This window comes from Frankia sp. EI5c (assembly GCF_001636565.1).
Lineage (GTDB): Bacteria > Actinomycetota > Actinomycetes > Frankiales > Frankiaceae > Parafrankia.
In genome coordinates, this window is record NZ_LRTK01000019.1 from 1 (window position 1) to 19,917 (window position 19,917).

General features: G+C 71.0%; 14 protein-coding genes and 13 pseudogenes. 14 read left to right on the forward strand and 13 right to left on the reverse strand.

Going from position 1 to position 19,917, the window contains the following annotated elements; all coding sequences use genetic code 11:
* Positions 1-99: 99 nt before the first annotated feature.
* The 3 genes from UG55_RS11045 to UG55_RS11055 are packed head-to-tail and all read right to left on the reverse strand — an operon-like array spanning position 100 to position 3,425.
* A complete protein-coding gene (locus tag UG55_RS11045; protein WP_066066743.1) occupies positions 100-1,401 on the reverse strand; it encodes an acyl-CoA dehydrogenase family protein in 1,302 nt (433 codons plus the stop codon).
* Positions 1,402-1,428: 27 nt separating this feature from the next.
* Positions 1,429-2,595 (reverse strand): acyl-CoA dehydrogenase family protein, encoded by a 1,167-nt coding sequence (locus UG55_RS45970; RefSeq protein ID WP_066066746.1) that lies wholly within the window; start codon positions 2,593-2,595, stop codon positions 1,429-1,431.
* 32 nt (positions 2,596-2,627) lie between these two features.
* Positions 2,628-3,425 carry an SDR family NAD(P)-dependent oxidoreductase gene (locus tag UG55_RS11055; protein ID WP_066066748.1) on the reverse strand — a complete coding sequence of 266 codons (798 nt, stop codon included), beginning with the start codon at positions 3,423-3,425 and terminating at the stop codon, positions 2,628-2,630.
* Positions 3,426-3,638: 213 nt separating this feature from the next.
* Here UG55_RS11055 and UG55_RS11060 point away from each other — a divergent pair, with 213 nt between their 5' ends.
* Positions 3,639-4,346, forward strand: coding sequence for an ABC transporter ATP-binding protein (locus tag UG55_RS11060; protein ID WP_066066750.1), 708 nt, complete (start codon positions 3,639-3,641; stop codon positions 4,344-4,346).
* A 4-nt stretch (positions 4,347-4,350) separates the two neighbouring features.
* Here UG55_RS11060 and UG55_RS11065 read toward each other — a convergent pair whose 3' ends face one another.
* From UG55_RS11065 to UG55_RS11085, 8 genes and pseudogenes are all read right to left on the reverse strand, one after another.
* Entirely contained in the window at positions 4,351-4,674 is a 324-nt protein-coding gene (locus tag UG55_RS11065) for a Rieske (2Fe-2S) protein (RefSeq protein ID WP_066066751.1), read from the reverse strand.
* Positions 4,675-4,688: 14 nt separating this feature from the next.
* Positions 4,689-4,889: pseudogene (locus UG55_RS35395) on the reverse strand (short-chain dehydrogenase); the annotation flags it as partial.
* A gap of 1 nt (position 4,890) precedes the next feature.
* A pseudogene (locus UG55_RS11070) lies at positions 4,891-5,507 on the reverse strand (SDR family oxidoreductase); the annotation flags it as partial.
* Positions 5,459-6,736, reverse strand: a complete 1,278-nt coding sequence (locus UG55_RS11075) for an amidohydrolase family protein (RefSeq protein WP_066066963.1) — start codon at positions 6,734-6,736, stop codon at positions 5,459-5,461. The pseudogene UG55_RS11070 and the gene UG55_RS11075, both read right to left, overlap by 49 nt.
* 79 nt (positions 6,737-6,815) lie before the next feature.
* A pseudogene (locus UG55_RS35400) lies at positions 6,816-8,798 on the reverse strand (branched-chain amino acid ABC transporter ATP-binding protein/permease); the annotation flags it as partial.
* A 1-nt stretch (position 8,799) separates the two neighbouring features.
* Positions 8,800-9,038, reverse strand: a pseudogene (locus UG55_RS35405) (hypothetical protein); the annotation flags it as partial.
* Position 9,039: 1 nt separating this feature from the next.
* Positions 9,040-9,786, reverse strand: a pseudogene (locus tag UG55_RS35410) (branched-chain amino acid ABC transporter permease); the annotation flags it as partial.
* Positions 9,671-10,882 (reverse strand): ABC transporter substrate-binding protein, encoded by a 1,212-nt coding sequence (locus UG55_RS11085; RefSeq protein ID WP_066066752.1) that lies wholly within the window; start codon positions 10,880-10,882, stop codon positions 9,671-9,673. The gene UG55_RS11085 and the pseudogene UG55_RS35410, both read right to left, overlap by 116 nt.
* Before the next feature lie 501 nt (positions 10,883-11,383).
* Here UG55_RS11085 and UG55_RS35415 point away from each other — a divergent pair.
* From UG55_RS35415 to UG55_RS35425, 4 genes and pseudogenes are all read left to right on the forward strand, one after another.
* A partial coding sequence (locus tag UG55_RS35415) for a hypothetical protein (RefSeq protein ID WP_396230873.1) occupies positions 11,384-11,456 on the forward strand: 73 nt, incomplete at its 3' end.
* 1 nt (position 11,457) lies between these two features.
* Positions 11,458-11,504 (forward strand): annotated as a pseudogene (locus UG55_RS35420) (hypothetical protein); the annotation flags it as partial.
* 1 nt (position 11,505) lies between these two features.
* Positions 11,506-12,592, forward strand: a pseudogene (locus UG55_RS11090) (CaiB/BaiF CoA transferase family protein); the annotation flags it as partial.
* Between the two features lie 681 nt (positions 12,593-13,273).
* The gene (locus tag UG55_RS35425) at positions 13,274-13,720 is read left to right on the forward strand and encodes a hypothetical protein (RefSeq protein WP_242424189.1); all 447 of its coding nucleotides are present in this window, start codon (positions 13,274-13,276) and stop codon (positions 13,718-13,720) included.
* A 97-nt stretch (positions 13,721-13,817) separates the two neighbouring features.
* Here UG55_RS35425 and UG55_RS11100 read toward each other — a convergent pair whose 3' ends face one another.
* Positions 13,818-14,645 carry an SDR family oxidoreductase gene (locus UG55_RS11100; protein WP_066066760.1) on the reverse strand — a complete coding sequence of 276 codons (828 nt, stop codon included), beginning with the start codon at positions 14,643-14,645 and terminating at the stop codon, positions 13,818-13,820.
* A 198-nt stretch (positions 14,646-14,843) separates the two neighbouring features.
* Between UG55_RS11100 and UG55_RS11105 the strand changes: the two genes are divergently transcribed.
* The 9 genes and pseudogenes from UG55_RS11105 to UG55_RS35460 form a co-directional block, all read left to right on the forward strand.
* Positions 14,844-15,779: an enoyl-CoA hydratase gene (locus UG55_RS11105; protein WP_066066762.1), complete on the forward strand. Its 936-nt coding sequence runs from the start codon at positions 14,844-14,846 to the stop codon at positions 15,777-15,779.
* Positions 15,780-15,783: 4 nt separating this feature from the next.
* A complete protein-coding gene (locus UG55_RS11110; RefSeq protein WP_066066764.1) occupies positions 15,784-16,740 on the forward strand; it encodes a sucrase ferredoxin in 957 nt (318 codons plus the stop codon).
* A partial coding sequence (locus UG55_RS35430; protein WP_242424157.1) for an aldehyde dehydrogenase family protein occupies positions 16,737-16,974 on the forward strand: 238 nt, incomplete at its 3' end. The genes UG55_RS11110 and UG55_RS35430, both read left to right, overlap by 4 nt.
* A gap of 1 nt (position 16,975) precedes the next feature.
* Positions 16,976-17,418 (forward strand): annotated as a pseudogene (locus UG55_RS35435) (aldehyde dehydrogenase family protein); the annotation flags it as partial.
* Position 17,419: 1 nt separating this feature from the next.
* A pseudogene (locus tag UG55_RS35440) lies at positions 17,420-17,544 on the forward strand (aldehyde dehydrogenase family protein); the annotation flags it as partial.
* A gap of 1 nt (position 17,545) precedes the next feature.
* Positions 17,546-17,698: pseudogene (locus UG55_RS35445) on the forward strand (aldehyde dehydrogenase); the annotation flags it as partial.
* A 1-nt stretch (position 17,699) separates the two neighbouring features.
* Positions 17,700-18,203 (forward strand): annotated as a pseudogene (locus UG55_RS35450) (aldehyde dehydrogenase family protein); the annotation flags it as partial.
* Positions 18,204-18,376: 173 nt separating this feature from the next.
* Positions 18,377-18,693, forward strand: a pseudogene (locus tag UG55_RS35455) (cytochrome P450); the annotation flags it as partial.
* 1 nt (position 18,694) lies between these two features.
* Positions 18,695-19,454: pseudogene (locus UG55_RS35460) on the forward strand (cytochrome P450); the annotation flags it as partial.
* 32 nt (positions 19,455-19,486) lie between these two features.
* Here the strand turns inward: UG55_RS35460 and UG55_RS11125 are convergent.
* Positions 19,487-19,876 (reverse strand): PPOX class F420-dependent oxidoreductase, encoded by a 390-nt coding sequence (locus UG55_RS11125; RefSeq protein ID WP_066066769.1) that lies wholly within the window; start codon positions 19,874-19,876, stop codon positions 19,487-19,489.
* Positions 19,877-19,917 lie beyond the last annotated feature (41 nt).

Sequence of the window (19,917 nt, forward strand, 5' to 3'; positions counted from 1 at the left end):
GGTCTCCCGCGAACGCTCCTGCAGAAGCCCTGCCCGGCGCCGCGGCTCATGCGAAATGCTCACCATCCGGAGTATACCTGGGTGGCCCGCACGCCGACTTCAGTTATTCTCCGACCACTGGCGGGCGCTGCGCAGGACTTCACCGAACGGCCTGCCCCGGTCGAAGCTCGGCTCCCGCGGCAGGCCCAGGACGCGCTCGCTGATCGCGTTGCGCTGCATCTCGTTGGAGCCGCCGGCGATCGACCAGACCCGGCTGTTCAGATATTCCAGCGCGGCCCGCTGACCGGCGGCGTCCCGCCACACCAGCGGCTGCCCCTGCCCGATTTCCATGATGAGCCGGGCCCGCTGCGGGTTGTACACACCCGCCGCGAGCTTCCAGTACGAGGCGATACCGCTCGCGGGTCGGTCGCTCGTCCGCAGCAGGCCGGTGATCCGCCGGCCCAGCTGCCCCCGCGCCCAGTCCGCGGTGTGGATGCGGGCCAGTGCCTGGCGGGCCACCGGGTCCTCGGCCCGGCCGACCGAACGCGCCAGCTCGACGAGGAACGGGTCGATCACGGCCGGGTCGGTCTCGGGCATGTTGACCGGGTCGTCCCGGCCGGCGCCGCGCTCGACCAGCAGCATGGTCTGCGCGACGGTCCAGCCCTGGTCGACCTCGCCGATCACCTCGTCATCGCTCACCCAGACCTCGTCGAGGAACTCCTGGCAGAACTCGGCCTCCCCGGTGATCTCGCGAATCGGCTGGATGGACATGCCCTTGGCGTGCATCGGGACCGCGAACCAGGTCAGCCCGCGGTGCTTCGGCGCGTCCCAGTTCGTCCGGGCCAGGCAGAGGCCGAAGTCGGCGTAGGCGGCCCCGCTGGTCCAGACCTTCGACCCGGTGAGCAGCCAGCCGCCCTCGGCGCGGACGGCGCGGGTCGTGATGCCGGCCATGTCGGAGCCGGCGTCCGGCTCGGAGAAGAGCTGCACGAACAGTTCGTCGCCGGCCAGGATGCGCGGCACGTGGCGGGCCAGGAACTCCGGCGAGCCGTGCCGCAGCAGGGTTTGGCTGACCGGGCCGTACGTCGTACCGCCGGCGTGGCCGAGGTCGGGCATCCGGTACGGGGCGGCCTCCTGGGCGAAGGCCCGGGCGTGGGCGTCGCTGAGCCCCTGCCCGCCGTACTCCTTCGGCCAGTTGATGCCCGCGTAACCGGCCTCGTAGATCTTCTTCTGCAGCGCGCGCTCCGGGAGGTACTCCTCGGCGCTGTGGGTGCCGCCGCCGCGGACGACACCGGCCTGGCCGGCCGCGTCGCGGCGCTCCAGGTTCGCCGCGAGCCACCGCCGCGCCGCCAGGCGGAACTCGTCGAGCGCGGCGCCGTCGGGAGCACCGCCGTCGGGAGCACCGCCGTCGGTCTCGCTGGGCATGACGCCTCCTTCGCTTCCCATCGTCTGTCAGATCCCGGCCAGCTGGCAGACCCGCTCGCGGTGCCATGCCGGCGATCCGTACAGCGAGGCGTCGGTGGTGACGCGACGCAGGTAGAGGTGGAAGTCGTGCTCCCAGGTGTAGGCGATGCCACCGAAATGCTGCCAGCAGTTGTGGGCCAGCTCGATCGCCGCGTCCGAGACGAACGCCTTCGTCAGACTCGCGGCGTGAGCGGCCCGGGCGGCCGCCGCTCCGCCGTCGCCGCCGTCGCCGGGGGTGTCATCGCCTTCCGCGGCGAGGGCGCGGGCCGCGGCGGTAACCACCGCGTGACTCATCTCCAGCGCCAGGCTGCTGTCGGCGAGCTGGTGTTTGATCGCCTGGAACGAGCCGATGGGCCGGCCGAAGGCGATGCGGTCCTTGCAGTACCGCACCGTCAGGTCGAACAGGTACTGCATGGCACCGGCGGTCTCCGCCGAGCTCAGCACCGCGGCGAGCCGCAGCTGCGCGTCGACGGCGGCCCCGGCCCGCCCCGGGGCGCCCAGGAGCGCGGCGTCGTCCACCACGACGCCGTCGAAGGTGACCTCGCACAGCCGCCGGGTCAGGTCGAGCCCGGGCAGGACCTCCACCGCCACCCCCGGGGTGGACGCCGGCAGCAGGAACTGGGTGGGCCCCTCCGGAGCCGTGGCCGTCAGCAGCAGCCACCGCGCCGACTGCGCCTCCACCACCAGCCCCTTGCGCCCGCTCAGCCGGAACCCGCCGGGCACCGCCTCGGCCCGGGCCCCCGCGCCGCCGGACCAGTCTCCGGACGGGTCGGCGACGGCCCACGCGGCCGCCGCCTCGCCGGTGATGAGATCGGGCAGAATCGCCGCCTGCTGGTGCGCGGACCCCTCCCGGCTCAGCGTGGCCACGGCCAGGTTCGTGTCGATGAAGGAACCCGGCTGCAGCTGCCGGCCGCGCACCTCGGCCAGGACGGCGGCGTCCAGGAGACCGACGCCGGAGACGCTCCCGCCGCCCAGGGACTCCGGGGCCAGGAACGCGAACCAGCCGACCTCCGCCGCCGCGCGCCGGTAGGACGGGTCGACTTCGCCGCCCGCGTCGATCAGCTCGCGCAGCTTCGCGAGCGGGAGGCTCGTCTCGACGAACCGTTCGGCGGTCTCCCGGAGGAGACGCTGGTCGGGCGTGAGGTCGGGATCCATTCCTGTTTCCTTCCGGGCCTTGGCCGGGCCGGTCAGAGGTTGACCGAGTAGCCGCCGTTGACGGGATAGGTCTGACCGGTGATCCAGGACGCGGCGGAACTGGCGAGAAAGACGACGAGCCCGCTGACGTCGTCGGGCTGCCCGAGCCGGGGCACGATGTAACGCCGCAGCTGCCGCTCGATGCGGTCACGCATCTCGGGTGAGTCGCGCGCGAGCTCGGCGAGGCCGACGGTGTCGACCGTGGCCAGCGCGATGTTGTTGACGGTGATCCCGTCCCGGCCGACCTCCCGGGCGATCGCGCGGGTGAACCCCGCGGCGCCCGCCTTGGCCGCCGCGTACGGGGCCATGTGCGGCTCGCCGACCCGGCCGGCGTCGGAGACGATCGTGATGATCCGGCCGCCGCCCGAGCCGATCATGTGGGGGAGGGCGGCGCGGGTGCAGTTCATGACGCCGTAGAGGTTCACGGCGAAGTAGCGCTCCCAGTCGGCCGGGTCGGTGTCGGCGAACTCGCCGAGGCTGACCGAGGGGCCGCGCCCATCCACGGCCGCCGGCCCGGCGTTGCCCGCGTTGTTGACCAGGATGTCGATGCCCTCGGCGCCGATCGCCCTGGTGACGGCCTGGTAGTCGGAGACGTCGAACGGACTGGCCGTCGCGCTGCCGCCGGCCTGCTCGATCTCCTTGGCGACGGCGGCGGCCCGGTCGGCCACGAAGTCGTTGACGACGACCCTGGCGCCGGCGGCGGCCAGGGCCAGGCAGCTCGCTCGGCCCACGCCCTGCCCGCCGCCGGTGACGATGGCCGCCCGGCCGCTCAGATCGATCGTGAAGCTCACGTGCGGTGGCTCCTTGTGTCGTTCGTGTTCCGGGGGTCGTTCGTGTTCCGAGCTTAGTTAGACCGAGTCTAAGTATGCAAGAGCGAACCGTTGATTTTTTCGATTGGCGGTGGCGGGCGTGGGGGAGGGNTGTGTGGCCACTCCCGAACTGTTAGAAAGAAGATCTCGCAAATTCAACTCCGTATAAATCTCCTATCGAGAAGGTGGAAAGAGATGAGCGTCGGACCGTCTCCCGTCCTCCAGGCGAGGAACCTCTCCGCCGGGTATCGGCGGGTCCCGTGCGTGTGGGACGTCGACCTCGACGTCCGGCCCGGCGAGATCGTCGTCCTGCTCGGCCCGAACGGGGCGGGCAAGACCACGACCCTGCTCACCCTCTCCGGTGCGCTGCCCGCGCTCGGCGGGGAGATCCGCTGGCGGGGGGAGCCGACCCGGGGGGCCCTGCACCACCGGGTCCGCGGTGGCCTCGGGGTCGTTCCCGAGGAGCGCTCGGTCATCTCGCGGCTGTCGGTGCGTGACAACCTCCGGATCGGCCCCGGGCCCGTCGAGCGGGCACTGGAGCTGTTCCCCGAGCTGGAGCGGCTTCTCCGGCGCCGGGCCGGGCTGCTTTCCGGTGGTGAGCAGCAGATGCTCTCGACCGCCCGGGCGCTGGCCGCCGAGCCCGCCGTCCTCCTCGCCGACGAGCTGTCGCTCGGCCTGGCGCCGCAGATCGTCACCCGGCTGATGCGCGCGCTGCGGGAGGCCGCCGACCGGGGTGCGGGCGTCCTGCTCGTGGAACAGCACGCCCGCCAGGCCCTCGCCGTGGCCGACCGGGCCTTCGTGCTGCGGCGCGGCCGGGTGGTGTGGTCGGGCTCGGCCGCCGAGGCCCGGCGGGACCTCCGTCGGATCGAGGGCGCATACCTCGGCGGCGAGCACGCGGCCTGACCGGTCAGAGTTGGATCTGCACGACCTCGTCCTCGACCCGGGTCGGGAACACCATCAGATCCTGGTTGAACCCGTCCGAGGACGAGGGCCGCACACAGGTGCCGGTGCGGACGTCGTACCGGCTGGCGTGCTGGGGGCAGATGATGAAGCACCCCTCGTCCAGCGGGCGCCCGCCCAGCACGCTGCCCTGGTGGGGGCAGAGGTTCTGGAAGGCGAAGTACTCGCCGTCCACGTTCGCGACGGCCACCGGGAACCCGTCGACGATGACGGTCGCGGTCTCGCCCGGACCGATCCAGTCGACCGGCACGGCGTCGTGGAAGTCAGCCACTGGCTCTCCCCGCGCTAGTAACTGCGGGCGCGGATGACATCGAGCTTCTGGCCGCGCGGCCGCGTGACGATGAAGACGTGGACGTCGGCCACGCTCTCGACGGTCTGACCGCCGTGTTTGCCCATGACCCGGCGGATCGTGCCCTCCTCCTGCAGCCGGGGCCACACCACGTCGCTGTGCGCCCCCTGGCTCTCCCAGTCGGTCGACCCGCCGCCNGCACCCAGGGCGACCCCCTGGACGAGGGTCGTCACCCGGATCTCCTCCTTCTCGAACTCCAGGTTCAGGGCCTGGCCGAGCGCCTCCAGCCCGGCCTTGGTGAGCCGGTACACCGACTCGAAGGGGAAGACCTCGATCGTCACCTCGGACGAGGTGTTGACGATGTCGCCGCCGCCGGCCGCCCGCAGCAGGGGAATCGCCGCCCGGCAGGTGTAGACCGGGCCGAGCAGGTTGGTGCGGACCTGGGCCAGGATGTCGCCGTCGGAAAGCGCGTCGAACGGGCACGGGCGGTGCAGCCCGGCGTTGTTGATGAGAATGTCGAGCTTGCCGAACCGCTGTTCGATGGCACCGAAGGCGTCGCGCACGCTGTCCGGGTCGCCGACGTCGGTCGGCAGGCCCACGGCCTGGGGGCCGAGTTCGTCCACGAGGGCCTTGAGGCGGTCCGGCCCGCGGGCCAGGAGGACCACCGAGGCCCCCTCGGCCGCGAAGCGCCGGGCCACGGCCAGGCCCGAGCCGCTGGTCGCGCCGGTCACCGCGGCCACCTTGCCGGTGAGCTGGGTCGTCGCCGTCATCGCGTGAGCACCCCGATCCCGGCCGCCTCGTTGCGCCGCCGCCATTCGTCCTTCGACATGCGGGTGGTGTCGACGTTCGCGGCCCGGGCCCGGGCCCGCAGCGCGCCGACGGACGCCTGCTCCCGCGGAACCGCCGTGAACGGGTCGAAGTCGAAGAAGCGGCACGCGTTCTGCCAGGTGATCTGGTGGGTCTCGGATTCGGTGACCCCGGCCTCCGTCAGCTCGTCCCACAGCAGTTCGGGTGATTCCGGCCAGGTGGTGTCGGTGTGCGGATAGTCGGATTCCCAGGCGATGATGTCGATACCGATGTCATGCCGGGCCTTGAGCCCGGCGAGATCGGTGATGAAACAGCCCAGAACGTGCTCCCGGAAGATCTCCGACGGCAGCCGGCCGCCGAAGTCGTTGTGCAGCCACACCTGGTTGCGCACATGCCGGTCGGCCCGTTCGAGGTAGAAGGGAATCCAGCCGATCCCGGCCTCGGAGAAGGCGATCTTCAGTGTCGGGTACCTCTCCAGCACGTGCCCGAACAGCAGGTCCTGCGCGACCAGCGTCATGATCTGCGTCGACAGGATGATCGAGTGGTCCGGCGGGGCCTCCGGCGGCAGCTTCAGCAGGCTCATCCCGCCGCCGATGTGCAGGCAGAGCACGCTGCCGGCGTCGACGACGGCCCGCAGCATCGGGTCCCAGTAGCCGGACAGCAGGCTCGGGTAGCCCTGCGCGTGCGGGGCCTCCAGGAAGCTGACGGCGCGGCAACCCTTCGCGGCGAGCCGGCGCACCTCCGCCGCGGCGAGGTCCGCGTCCCACATCGGGAGCATCCCGATCGGGATGAACCGGCCCGGGGCGCCGGCGCACCACTCGTCGACGTGCCAGTCGTTGTAGGCCTGAAGCATGATCATCGATAGCTTCTTGTCCGGCGCCTCGGCGAAGGTGCGGGCGTTGTAGCCGGCCATGCTGGGAAAGCACATCGAGGCCAGGACGCCGTTGGCGTTCATGTCGTCGACCCGTGCCTTCAGGTCGAAACACCCGGGCCGCAGCTCGGTGTAGGTGCCGGGGTCGCGGCCCCACTCGTCGGCCGGCCAGCCGACCGTGGCCGCCATCCCGAACGGGGTGGACGTCGCCGCGCCCTGGAAGACCCACTGGTCGATGCCCGCGTCGTTGCGGACGACCTTCGGCGCCAGATCCCGGTACTTCGCGGGCACGTGTCGCTGGTACATGTCCGGCGGCTCGATCGAATGGTCGTCGATGCTGACGAGGATCATGTCCTCTTTTTCCATGATGCTCACACAGACCCTTCGCTTTGCGTGATCTGGTCCACCGGCTGTCCGGAGCCCGGCAGCGGGAACGCACCCGCGNCGACCGCGGCGACGTCCTGGCTGACGGTTGGCTCCGGCTCTTCGGGAGCGGTGTTGTCGGCGTTGTCGGTGTTGTCGGTGTTGTCGGCGCCGAGGTAGGCGGCGATCACCCTGGGGTCCGAGCGGATCTCGGCCGGGGTGCCGGTGGCGATGACCTCGCCGAAGTCCATGACCACCAGGCGGTCGCAGACCCGGTTGAGCATGGGCACGTCGTGCTCGACCAGGACGATGCCGATGCCCCACTCGTCCGCCAGCCGGCGCAGCAGGTCGGAGAGCTCCTGGGTCTCCGACTCGTTCAGGCCGGCGGCCGGCTCGTCCAGCAGCAGGACCGACGGCTCGGCCGCGATCGCCCGGGCGATCGCCACCTGGCGGCGGCGGCCGTAGGAGAGTTCGGACGGCAGCCGGTCGAGGTCGTCGGCGAGTGCGAACATCTCGACGGCGGAGCGTGCCGCGGGGGTGAGCTGGGTGCGCCTGGGGTGCACCAGGTCGGTGAGGTAGGCGATCGAGTCGCGGGGGTCGGCCGCGGTACGCAGGTTCTCCAGCACGCTGAGCTGGTCGAACAGCTCCAGCGACTGGAAGGTGCGCCCGATGCCCAGCCGGGCCCGGCGGCGCGGATTCAGTGCGTCGATCCGGTCGCCGTCGAGGTGGATGCTGCCGCTCCACAGGCGGGTGAACCCGGTGACGGCGTCGATGAAAGTGGTCTTGCCGGCGCCGTTGGGGCCCATGAGGCCCACGATCTCACCTGGTCGGACGTCCAGCGAGACCCCGCCGAGCGCGTGCACGCCGCCGTACCGGACGGCGATGTCCGCCACCCGCAGCACCTTGGGTGCCACCCGGTGCGGGACCGCCGGCCGGACGTGGGCCGGTTTCGCCGGCCCTGCCCCCGGTGTGCCTGCCTTCGGTGTGCCTGCCTCCGGTGTGCCGGTACCGCGGAGCCGGGCGGTGCGGGAGCGGAGGCGGGCGGTGAGGGCGGCCGGGAGGCGGCTGCCCGCGACCCGGGCCGCGAGGCCGTTGGGGAAGCTGATCAGCGTCGGCGCGAGCAGGGCGGCGAGCGCGAGCGTCACGTACTGGTTGATGTCCCCGTTCGGGAAGATCTCGCCGAGGATCTTCGACGTCAGGCCGCCCGTGCTGCTCGCGCCCGCGATCACGCCGCCGAGCAGGAAGCCGACGCCGCCGATGACCGTGTTGATGACGACGGCGATCGAGTTGAAGACGTTGAACTGGTTGAAGTCGACGTAGCTGGACTGGAAGGCCAGCAGCACGCCGCCGAGCCCGGCGATGGCCGCCGACAGCGCGAACGACACCAGCTTGGCCCCGTACACGCTGATGCCCAGCGAGGCCGCCGCGCGCTCGTTGCCGCGCACCGCCACCAGCCGCCGGCCCGACCGCCCGCGCCGGAGGTTGCCGGCCACCACGGCGGCCAGCAGCAGGGCGACCAGGCAGACGACGGCATACCGCTTCGGATGGCTGACCGGGTCCACCGCCCACCCGAACAGCGAGGCCGGCTCGACGACGGTGCCGGCCAGGCCGCCGGTCAGCGGAACGCTCTGGAAGAGGACCGCCTGCAGGGAGTAGGCCAGCCCGAAGGTGGCGATGGCCAGGTGGATGCCCCTGGTCCGCAGCGCCGGCAGGCCGACGATCACGCCCAGCGGCACCGCCGCGACCACGCCGATCACCAGGACCAGCAGGAACGGCAACCCGTGTACGGCGGCGAGGCGCGAGGCGACGTAGCCGCCCCAGCCGGCGAACGCGAACTGCGCCAGCGAGAGCTGGCCGCCGTAGCCGGTGACGACCACGAGGGAGACACAGACGATCGCGCCGATGATCGTGGTGGTGAAGGCGTCCGTCCAGTTGTCGGGCGTGGAGACGATGATCACGGTCAGCGCCGCGAGTGCGGCCGCGACCCGGCCGGGCCGCAGCACACCCGTCCCGATCTCGGGGAGCACCTCGTTGACGTGGCTGCGCAGCGGCAGCCCGCGGCCCCNCACGACCAGCACCAGCACGACGACCAGGAACGGGACCGCCTCGCCCCAGCCCGCGGCGCTCACGTAGTTGGTGATCTCGGACTGGGTTATGCCGATGACCAGCGAGGCCGCGAGCGCGATGGGGAAGGACGCGAACGCCGCGACCACGCAGGTGGCCAGCGCGGGGATGATCAGCAGGATGAGGGTGTTGACGTCGAGACCGGTGATCGGGACGACGAGGATGCCCGCCGCCCCGGCGANCACGGCGCCGAGCGTCCAGTTGATGACGGCGACCACGTCCGGGGAGTGGCCGGTGAGCTGCGCCGTGCGTTCGTTCTCCGCCACCGCGGCGGTGACGGCACCGAACCTGCTGTACCGGTAGACCAGCCACAGCAGGCCGGAGATCACCACCGCGACCCCGAGCAGAACCAGCCGGTCGGCGCCCACCGCCGGCCCGCCGAACGGATGGACGCTGCGGGTGGGGAGGAACGAGGGCACGAGGCGTACCTCGGTGCCGAAGATGATCCGGCTGGCCTGCTGCAGCGCCACCATCACGCCGAGGGTGGCGATCACCCTGGTCAGCGGCGGGGCGCTGCGCAGCGGACGCATCACCACCAGGTGCATGAGGGCGCCGAGGGCACCGGAGATGATCAGCGCCAGCACGACGGCGGGCGCGGTTGGTACACCGGCCTCCAGATGCAGCTGGTAGAAGGCCAGCGCGCCCACCGCGGCGAACGCGCCCTGCGCGAAGTTCACGACGCCGGAGCCTCGGTACACGAGGAGCAGGCCCTGGCCGGCAAGCGCGTAGATGGCCCCCAGCCCCAGGCCGAGCAGGGCGAAGCGAATCATCGTTGCGCCACCTTTCGGCTCCCGCCGCCCGTGCTGGCCGCGGTCATGGCTTGGTGAAGACGGGGACGTAGCCCTCGGAGGTCTGCTCGAGCCGGCCGTCCTTGACCACGCCTTCGACGATCTGCTGGTTGAACAGGCGAGGCATGCCGGGAAGGGCATCGAAGGGCTTGGTGGTCGAGAAGCCGTCCGGCAGCAGGCCGAAGACGTTGAAGTCGTTGAGACCGCTGAAGGCCTTCAGCGTCGACTCGCGCGTGACCGGGCCGTCGATCGTGCGGGCCACCTGGGCGAACGCCCACGTGTCGAGCCAGCCGTACAGGCTGATCTGGTCGATGACCTTCCCCGGCTGGTACTTGGCCATCTCCTCGCGGAAGCGCACGATCCCGGGTTCGTCGCTGGTGACGATGGGCAGCCCGGCGGAGACCAGGACGCCGTCGGCCTTGTCACCGAGCGCGGACAGCGCGCTGGGTACCAGCGCGGACGCGCTGGCGGAGATCTTCTGGTCGAAGTCGCCACCCCTGGCCACGTTGAGCCAGGCGGCGAAGTGGGTGGGCATCGCGGCGAGCGCCACCGCGTCACCGTCGCCGCCGCGGGTCACCGCGGGGGTGAGGTCGGTGGCGGTCAGGTCGATCGGGATGCTGCCCGCGATCTTCATGCCGCGGCCGCGCTCCAGGGTGATCTCGTTGAACTGGACCGCGGAGGCGGCCTGCGCGATGTTGGTGTAGGCGACCTGGATCTTCGTGGCGCCGGCGTCGGCCAGGACGGTGCCCAGCGCCGCTCCCTCCGAGCCGGCGAGGGGGAAGGAGTTCGGGGAGTTCAGGACGGACTGGCTCTGCGGCGGCGGCCCGATGTTGGGCACGCCCGCCGCGGCGAGGATGGTGTTGACCTGCTCCTGGTAGGCCTCGTAGTCGCCGACCTCGGCGATGATCGCCTTGTCGGCGACCAGGTTGCGGGCGCATTCGATGGCCTTGGCCGGGCCGTCGGTGCCGCCGGCGTCGCAGACCCTGACCTCGAGCGGGCGTCCCTTGATGCCGCCGGAGGCGTTCACCGCGGAGGCCGCGGCCAGGGCGCCCTGATACACCTCGATGGGCGGAGTGACACTCGACAGCGGCGTGATCACCTCGACGACGATCGGGTCGCCGGTGAGGCCCGCGGTGTCCGCCGCGGCCTTGTCGTCGGCGCCGCCGCCGCAGGCCGCGAGGGCGGCGGATAAGAGCCCGGCCGCGGCGACGGCCGCGAGTGACCTGTGATTCCTCATGGTGGAACTTCCCTTCCCGGTGGTCTCCCGGCGGAAAGGAACGGGAGACTCGTCTGTACCGGCCCGGCCCGGGACATGACGGCACAGGCTTTTCCATCTTTTTTGGGCAGCGGTCGTCGGCCGCGCCGGTATTTCCGGCCAACCGCGTTCCGGTGGCACCCGTTGGGCCGCTCCGTCCCGACGAGTGCGTTATGTCCGTTTCGGCCCTGGGGTGGAAGCTCAGTTTTAAACTGAGTCAAATTTCGCGGGATCTACTTTTTAACAGGTGGGCGCGGGTCGCACAACCCTCTGTCCAGCTCGGATGCCGGCAGGTGGGTGGCGTCGGCGTGCTGGGGCGGATGCCGAGGTCACTGCCGCCCCGGCGGCCGCGACGGCTCGGCCGCGGGCTCTTGCATACTTTGACTCAGTCTAACTATGGTGTCGAGGGAGCGGTCGGGGCGACAGGCGTCCAGCGGCCTTTCAGGCCGTTCGGGAAGGGAGTGCGGGCCAGTGCATCAGCCGATGGCGGGCGTCAGGATGGTCGAGGTCGCCCAGTTCACGTTCACCCCGGCGGCGGGTGGCATTCTCGCCGAGTNGGGTGCCGATGTGATCAAGGTCGAGCACGCCGTGGCGGGTGACGCCCNGCGGGGGATGGTGAACCATCCCAAGGACGGCACATTCCAGCCGATCATGGATCATCCCAATCGCGGGAAGCGCAGCATCGGGCTTGACCTCGCCACGCCGGCCGGTTACGAGGTTCTGCTTGAACTGTGCCGCGAGGCGGATGTCTTCCTCACCAACTTCCTCCCCGACGCGCGCAACCGGCTGCGGCTCGACGTCGACGACATCCGCAAGGTCAATCCGGACATCATCTATGTGCGCGGGTCCGCGCACGGCCAGCGCGGGCCGTGGGCGGAGAAGGGCGGCTACGACGGCTCCGCCTTCTGGTGCCGGATGGGCAGCGCCTGGGGAGTCACCCCGCCGGAGAGCCCCCGGGTCGTGAGCATGCCGGCCGGTGCCTACGGCGACTCGATGGGCGGCATGACCATCGCCGGCGGCATCGCCGCCGCGCTGTACGGCCGCGCGACCACCGGCCAGCCCTCCGTCGTCGACGTCTCCCTGATGAGCGTGGGGGCCTGGGCCTTCGCCCTCGACCTGGGCAACGCGGCCCTCACCGGTGCCGAGAAGGCGCCGGTGCCGCTCAACCAGACGATGATGAACGTGGCGCTCAACCCGACCGTCGGCCATTTCCGGACGTCCGACGGGCGGTGGATCAACTTCACCATGCCGCAGGCCTTCCGCTACTTCGCGGACGTCTGCCGCCACCTCGGGCTCGACCACCTGATCGACGACGAACGCTTCGACACCGCGCAGAAGCTGATGGCCAACTCCGCCGCGGCCGGGCAGTACATCGCCGACGCGATCGCGGCGAAGCCGTACGCCCACTGGGTCAGCCACCTGCACACGATGGAGGGTCCCTGGGCCCCTGTCCAGGGCCCGCTCGACATCCTCGACGACCCGCAGATGCACGCCAACGGTTACCTGAGCACGTTCCCCGACAGTGAGGGCAGGCAGCGCCGGCTGGTCGCCAACCCCGTCCAGTTCGACAACCGGCCGCCGGACACCCGGCGGGCGCCGCAGTTCGCCGAGCACACCGACGACCTGCTCCGCGAGCTCGGGCACACCGACGAGCAGATCATCCAGATGAAGATCGACGGCGCCGTCACCTGACCGCCGCCGCCCACCAGGCCAGGCCAGGCCACTCGAACCGCGGAGGACACCGTGACATACCGCGTCATCCAATGGACAACCGGCACCGTGGCCAGGGAGGCGGTGGCGGGCATCCTCGGGCACGCCGATCTGGAGCTGGTGGGTGCCTGGGTGCACTCCGAACACAAGGACGGCCAGGACGTCGGCGAGCTGTGCGGGTTAGGCCCGCTCGGCGTGGCCGCGACCCGCGACCGGGACGCGCTGCTGGCCATGCCCGCGGACTGNGTCTGCTTCACCGTCGGACGCGACTGGGTGGAGAACCCGCGCGAGACGTTCGGGGACCTGCTGCGCATCCTGCGCTCCGGCAAGAACGTGGTGAACCTGTGGTGGCCGACGCTGGTCTACCCGCGGGCCCAGGACGACGACCTGTACAAGGAGCTTGAACGGGCCTGCCTCGACGGCGGCTCGTCGATCGTCACGGTCGGGATGGATCCGGGCTACGGCACCGCGGGCCTCGCACTGTCCGCGCTGACCCTCGCCCGCGAGGTCCGCGGCGTGCACATGTACCAGTTCATGAACAACGCCCACTGGGAGGGCGAGGGCATCACGAAGTTCTTCGGCTTCGGTCAGCGGGACGCGGCGGCCTCGCCGATCCTGGCCCCCGGGGTGACCACCAGCTACCACGCGACGACGCTGCACCTGATGGCCGACGCCCTCGGCGTGACGATCGAGCGGATCGTCGAGGACCACACACTGCGCTACGCGGACGAGGCCTTCGACGTGGCCTCGGGCCACATCCCGGCCGGGACGATCGCCGGGGTCAGGTACCGGGTCAAGGGCATGGTCGGCGACGAGGCGAAGATCGTCCTTGAGCATGTGGAGAAGCTGCGTGAGGACGACTTCGCGGAGCTGGGCTTCGCCGGTGACGGCTACCGGGCGGTGGTCGACGGCCTGCCCGGCATCAGCCTGGACCTGAAGATCTCCGCACCGGCCGGTTACACCGGCGACCCGGTGGCGGTGGCGTCGGCGATGAGCATCGTGAACGCGGTGCCCCGGGTGTGCGCGGCGGCGCCGGGGGTGCTGTCCCTGCTCGACCTGCCGCCGTTCCCGTCGCGGAATCCGGCTGCCCCGGAATTCCTCCGGGGTTAGGGCCGAGCAGCCGGGCAGCGGGCCGGGAACCGAGCCCGGGAACGCAACCGGGGCCAGCGCCGTGAACGGCGGCGCTGGCCCCGGTTCGCTTTTGGTGTCAGACCGAGCGCTGGGTCATCAGGAAGTCGATGACCGGCCGGCCGGCCTCCCACGAGCCGCCGATCGAGGACATCACGTGCCCGGAGTCGACCAGCAGGCTGACGCCGCTGACACCGGCCGCCGCGGAACTGTTCAGAAAAGCCATCACGTCGGCGATCTCCTCGGCCCGCAACGGGGCCGTTCCGGTCGCCTTCCGGTACTGCTCGTCGAATCCGAGCCAGGTGTTGGCGCGGGCGAGCGGAGTGTCCGTCGGCCCCGGGCAGACCGCGTTGATCCGAATTCCCCGGGTGAGCAGCGGGAAGGACTCACGGGCGACGTAGGCATTGATGGCCTGCTTGCTGAACATGTAGGTGCAGGTGCCTTCGTGCGCACCGATCCAGGCGTCGGCGGCGGCATAGTCGGCGGTGGCGAGGAACTCGGTCAGCAGGGGAAGATGGTTCTGCCAGCCGAGGCCGGCCACCGACGAGATCAGGCAGATCGCCGAGCCGGGCACCAGCGTTCCGTCCCGGACCAGGCGCTCGGCGAGATGCCGGTGGGCGATGAAGTTGACCCGCATGACGGCGGGCCCACCGGCGATCCCGGCCGCCGAGAAGACGGCGTGCAGCGGCCCGGTGACCTGGTCGATCGCGGCGTCGAGCGCCGCGGGGTCGGTGAGGTCGACGGTGATCTGCCGGGCCACCGGGAAGTCGACCGGGGCCCGGTCCATGACCACGACCCGCGCGCCGAGCGCGGCGGCTGCCCGGGCCGCCGCCGCGCCCATGCCCGTGGCGCCCCCCACCACGAGAACCTGCTTTCCGTCATAGCGAAATGCCGCTGTCTCGGTCATGCCTCACACCCTCCGACTCGTCCTGACCCGCGGGAAAAAACGGGCCCCGCCAGACTTCGCCCGCGGCCGGGTTGACAGTACAGGTACTTGAACCTAGTGTAAATATGGACGGTAAGACAGCAGGTGGGGGGCTTCTGCCTCTTTGTCAGCGGACTCTTTGTCAGCGGACCGTGCCGCCTGGAGAGAAGGGCCTCCTCCATGAGCTCGCGTTACCAATACCTCACGTACGAGGAACTGGACGACGGGGTGATTGCGCGGATCATGCTCAATCGCCCCGAGACCCGGAACGCGCAGAGCCGCGGCCTGTTGGTCGAACTCGGCGACGCCTTCCTGCGCGCCGAGGCGGATGACACCGTCCGCGTGGTCATTCTCGGCGGACACGGCCCGATGTTCTCGACGGGTCATGACATGGGTTCTCGCCAGGGCCGGCAGGACATGCTTCCCGGCCCGCACCAGCATCCGTCGGCGAAGGTCAACGGCGGAACGCGCCAGGGCGCCGAGAAGCTGATGCTGCAGGAGTGGCACCACTTCTTCGAAAGCACCCGCCGCTGGCGGAACCTGCGGAAGATCACCATTGCGGCCGTGCACGGCGAGGTGTACGCGGCGGGCCTCATGCTGATGTGGGCGTGCGACCTCATCGTCGCCGCCGAGGACACCACGTTCGCCGACATGGTGGGTACCCGGCTCGGCATGTGCGGCCTGGAGTACTTCGCGCACCCGTGGGAGTTCGGCCCGCGCCGGGCGAAGGAGCTGCTGCTCACCGGCGACTCGATCGACGCCGAGGAGGCCTGGCGCCTCGGGATGGTCTCCAAGATCTTCCCGCGGGCCGAGCTGCCCGACGCCGCGCTGCGGTTCGCCCGGCGGATCGCAGCGACCCCCACCATGGCCGCGCTGCTCATCAAGGAGTCGGTGAACCAGAGCGTCGACAACATGGGTTTCTACAACGCGCTGAACGCCTGCTTCAGCCTCCACGAGCTGAACCACGCGCACTGGGCCTGGGTGCACGAGGGCGGAATGCCGGTCGCGACGGCCGGCGACGACGGCATCGCCGACTGGCGTTCCAGCCCCCCGGTCACGCCGGCGCTGCGCGACCACGTCGCGGCCCCCGCCCCGGCCCGGGCACCGGCAGGCTGAGGGCATGGATCCCGAAGCGAAGATCAGATGCTCCGACTGGGCGCGCGTGGCGGCGATGTCCCCGGCGGGCACGGCCGGCAGCTACCCCGGTTTCCTGCTCGTCGAGATCCCGCTGCCGTGGCCGCGGGACGTCGGCGAGACCGCCCAGGCCGCCGCCCTGGAGCCGCTGATCGGCCCGCCGGGCTACCGGCTGCAGGCGGTGGTCCCCGCGCAGCGGCGGCCGGCGGGGGAGGAGCGCCGGGTGATCCTGCACGCCCGGGTGCCCGGCGAGCCCGGGTTCGCCGGGTACCGCAGGTTCGAGAGCGCTGTCGGCGCCTCGCTGTACGAGACCGTCGGCGCGCTGGTCGCGGCGGCCGCTGACCCGGCTCCCTCGGAGCTGGAGAGCCCCGCCGTCGACGTCCTGGTGTGCGGGCACGGGCGCCGGGACGCCTGCTGCGGCCGGCTCGGCGCGGGCCTGGCGGTGACGCTGGAGGCGGCCGGTCCGCGCCCGGGGGTGAACCTGTGGCGGTCCAGCCACCTGGGCGGCCACCGGTTCGCGCCGGTGTGCCTGGTGCTCCCGGAGGGAACCGGCTGGGCCTTCGCCGATCTCGACCTCGTCGACGCGGTGCTCGGCCGGTCCGGGGATCTCGACCGGCTCGCCGGGCACTACCGGGGCTGCGCGGGGCTCGCCGGCCCGCAGGTGCAGGCACTGGAGCTGGAGGTGCTGCGGCGTGCGGGCTGGGGCGTGCTGGACCGCCGGCGTGCCGGCTCGGTCGACGGCCCCCGGGCCGAGCTGACCTGGGTCGCCGAGGACAGGGTCGTCACCTGGTCGGCGGAGGTCCGCCCCGGCCGCACCGTCGCCATGCCCGACTGCCTGAGCCCGCCGGCCACCGCGACCAAGAGCCAGACCGAATGGGTGGTCGCCGGGGTCGCCCGGCAGGAGCGCCCGAGAAGCCCTTCACCTGACAGGAGCACGGCATGACCTATGCGGGTCTGGATCTCGCGAAACTGCTCATCGACGGCCGGCTCGTCGACGCCGACGGCGGGGCCACCTACGACAACATCAACCCGGCCACCGAGGCCGTGATCGGCGTCGCGGCGGATGCCTCGGCCGGCGACGTGGACGCGGCGATCACCGCCGCGCGCCGGGCCTTCGACGAGACCACCTGGAGCACCGACGTCGCCTTCCGGGTGCGCTGCCTGCGCCAGCTGCAGGNCGCGCTGTCCAAGCACGCCGAGCCGTTCAAAGCGATGTCGACCGCCGAGGTGGGCCTGCCCAGCAAGATCTCCGGCTCCACCTTCGACCGGCCGGTCGAAGGCATCGGCTGGGTCGCCGACCTGCTGGAGAGCTACGAGTTCACGCAGGCACACGGCATCGGCCAGATCGAGCACTTCCGCTCCCGCCGCTGGACGGAGCGGGAGCCCTACGGGGTGGTCGGCGCGATCACCCCGTGGAACCAGCCGACCCAGGTGAACCTGGCCAAGGTCGCCCCGGCGCTCGCCGCCGGGAACACGGTCGTCCTGAAGGCGGCCCCGACGACCCCGTGGTGCGCCAGCGCGCTGGGCAGGATCGTCGCCGAGCACACCGACATCCCGCCCGGGGTCTTCAACGTCATCACCAGCTCGGTCAACGACCGCGGCGAGGAGCTCGTCACCGACCNGCGGGTCGACCTGATCAGCTTCACCGGCTCCACCGCGGTCGGGCGGCGGATCATGAAGCTGGGCTCGGAGACCGTGAAGAAGTGCTTCCTGGAGCTCGGCGGCAAGTCCGCCAACATCGTCTTCCNCGACGCCGACTTCGCCACCGCGATCGGCATGTCCACGTTCATGGTCTGCGTCCACGCCGGCCAGGGCTGCGCCACGCTGACCCGGCTGTTGCTGCCGCGCTCCCGGTTCGAGGAGGGCGTCCAGCTCGCCGCCCAGATGCTGTCGATGGTGCCNTACGGTGATCCGCTCGATGCGCAGAACGTGATGGGCCCGCTTAACAGCGAGCGGCACCGCGACCGGGTGGAGGGCATGGTGGAGCGGGCGAAGGCGGCCGGCGGCACACCGGTGATCGGTGGCCGGCGCCCACCGCGGTTCGAGCAGGGCTACTACTACGAGCCGACGCTGTTCGCCGACATGCCCGAGGATGCCGAGATCGTCCGCAACGAGATCTTCGGGCCGGTCCTCGTCGCGGTGCCGTTCGAGGACGAGGACGACGCCGTGCGGATCGCGAACGACAGCGTCTTCGGCCTCTCCGGCGCGGTCTTCTCCGGCGACCACGAGCGCTCCAAGGCGGTCGCGCGCCGGATCCGCGCCGGCACGATGATCGTCGACGGCGGCATCTACTACGGCCCGGACGTCCCGTTCGGCGGGTACAAGCAGAGTGGCCTCGGCCGCGAGATGGGCCAGCTGGGCTTCGAGGAATACCTCCAGATCAAGACCCTGTGCGAGCCCGCATAGGCCCACAGCTCGACCGGCCCACAGGTCCCCGCCCGCCGCGCACGTCCACAGGAGCACCGCGTGAACACCACCACCGACATCTACTACGACCCGTACGACTTCGACATCGACCAGGATCCCTACCCGGTGTGGAAGCGGATGCGGGAGGAGTCGCCGCTCTACTACAACGAGCNATACGACTTCTACGCGCTCTCCCGCTACGCCGACGTGGAGGCCGCGTCCGTCGACTGGCAGACCTACACCTCCGCCAAGGGCATCCTGATGGAGATGGTCAAGGCCGGATTACCGACGCCGCCCGGTCTGTTCATCGCCGAGGACCCGCCCGAGCACGACATGCACCGGCTCATCCTGAGCCGGGCCGTAACCCCGCGGCGAGTGCTCGTCCTGGAGCAGCGGATCCGGGAGCTGTGCGCGGAGTACCTCGACCCGCTCGTGGGCAGCGGCGGTTTCGACCTGGTGCAGGACTTCGCCGGCCATCTGCCGATGCGGGNGATCGGCGCCCTGGTCGGCATTCCGGACGAGTACCTGCTGAGCCTGCGCGACAACGTCGAGGAGTCGGCCCGGCTCAAGGAGGAGAAGCCGCAGGAGGAGCAGCGGCTGCCCAGCATCGGGGCGCCGTACGCACCCTTCCTGGAGTTCCGCCGCGCCAACCCGGCGGACGACTTCCTCACCACCCTCATCCAGGCCCGGTTCACCGACGTCTTCACCGGCGCGGAACGCGGGCTGACGGACGCCGAGATCCTGAACTACGTGGGCATGCTCTACGCGGCCGGGGTCGAGACGACGGCCCGGCTGATCGGCTGGCTCGGCAAGGTCCTCGCCGAGCACCCGGACCAGCGCGCCGAGATCGTCGCCGACCGGTCCCTCGTCCCGAACGCGGTCGAGGAGACGCTGCGCTACGAGGTGCCGTCCCCGATCCAGATCAGGGTGGCGGCGAAACCGGTGGAGCTGTACGGGCAGACCGTCGAGGAAGGCCGGATCGTCACTTTGCTGACCGGTTCGGCGAACCGGGACGAACGCGCCTTCCCGGCCGCGGACACGTTCGACATCCACCGCCGGATCGACGCGCACCTGACCTTCGGCAAGGGCGTGCACTACTGCTTCGGCGCCGCGCTGGCGCGGATCGAGGGCCGGATCGCGCTGGAGGAGATTCTGCGGCGTTTCCCGACCTGGGACGTGGACCTCTCCCGCGCGGAACTCATTCACACCGCGACCATCCGCGGGTATCACCGGCTCCCCATCGTCCTCTGACCCCGCCGGCCGCGGTGGTTCGGCCGAACCGGTTACCCGAGCTCGACGACGCGGACGGGATTGATGGTGACCACCACCCGGTCGTCGACGGGGGCCTGGAAGTGCTCCAGATCGGTGCCGTAGACGGCCAGCAGGCGCTGGAGGAACTCCAGGCCGGTGTCCTCGGTGATCTCGACGGTTCCGCGTACCTCCAGCGTCCGGAAGGGGTTGCCCGGGTCGATCGCGAACAGGCTTGCCTGCGGGCGAGCGACCAGGTTCCGGTACTTCTGCCGGCTCCTGTGCAGCGACGTCCGCACGTGGTCGCCGTCCAGGATGGCCCAGATCGCGGTGACCTGGGGCAGGCCGTCCGCTCCGACCGTGGCGAGCGAGACGGTGTTGCCTGACTCCAGCAGGTCGCGGTGACTCGGGGAAATAGCGGGCACCGATGCTCCTTGTCCGTTCGATTACGCGACGACGCTCGCAG

Coding starts and splice junctions, on each gene's coding strand:
- UG55_RS11045 (WP_066066743.1), bottom strand. CDS start 1,401: ATGCCCAGCGAGACCGACGGCGGTGCTCCCGACGGCGGTGCTCCCGAC.
- UG55_RS45970 (WP_066066746.1), bottom strand. CDS start 2,595: ATGGATCCCGACCTCACGCCCGACCAGCGTCTCCTCCGGGAGACCGCC.
- UG55_RS11100 (WP_066066760.1), bottom strand. CDS start 14,645: ATGACCGAGACAGCGGCATTTCGCTATGACGGAAAGCAGGTTCTCGTG.
- UG55_RS11075 (WP_066066963.1), bottom strand. CDS start 6,736: ATGGAAAAAGAGGACATGATCCTCGTCAGCATCGACGACCATTCGATC.
- UG55_RS11105 (WP_066066762.1), top strand. CDS start 14,844: ATGAGCTCGCGTTACCAATACCTCACGTACGAGGAACTGGACGACGGG.
- UG55_RS11085 (WP_066066752.1), bottom strand. CDS start 10,882: ATGAGGAATCACAGGTCACTCGCGGCCGTCGCCGCGGCCGGGCTCTTA.
- UG55_RS11060 (WP_066066750.1), top strand. CDS start 3,639: ATGAGCGTCGGACCGTCTCCCGTCCTCCAGGCGAGGAACCTCTCCGCC.
- UG55_RS35425 (WP_242424189.1), top strand. CDS start 13,274: ATGGCCGACGCCCTCGGCGTGACGATCGAGCGGATCGTCGAGGACCAC.
- UG55_RS11110 (WP_066066764.1), top strand. CDS start 15,784: ATGGATCCCGAAGCGAAGATCAGATGCTCCGACTGGGCGCGCGTGGCG.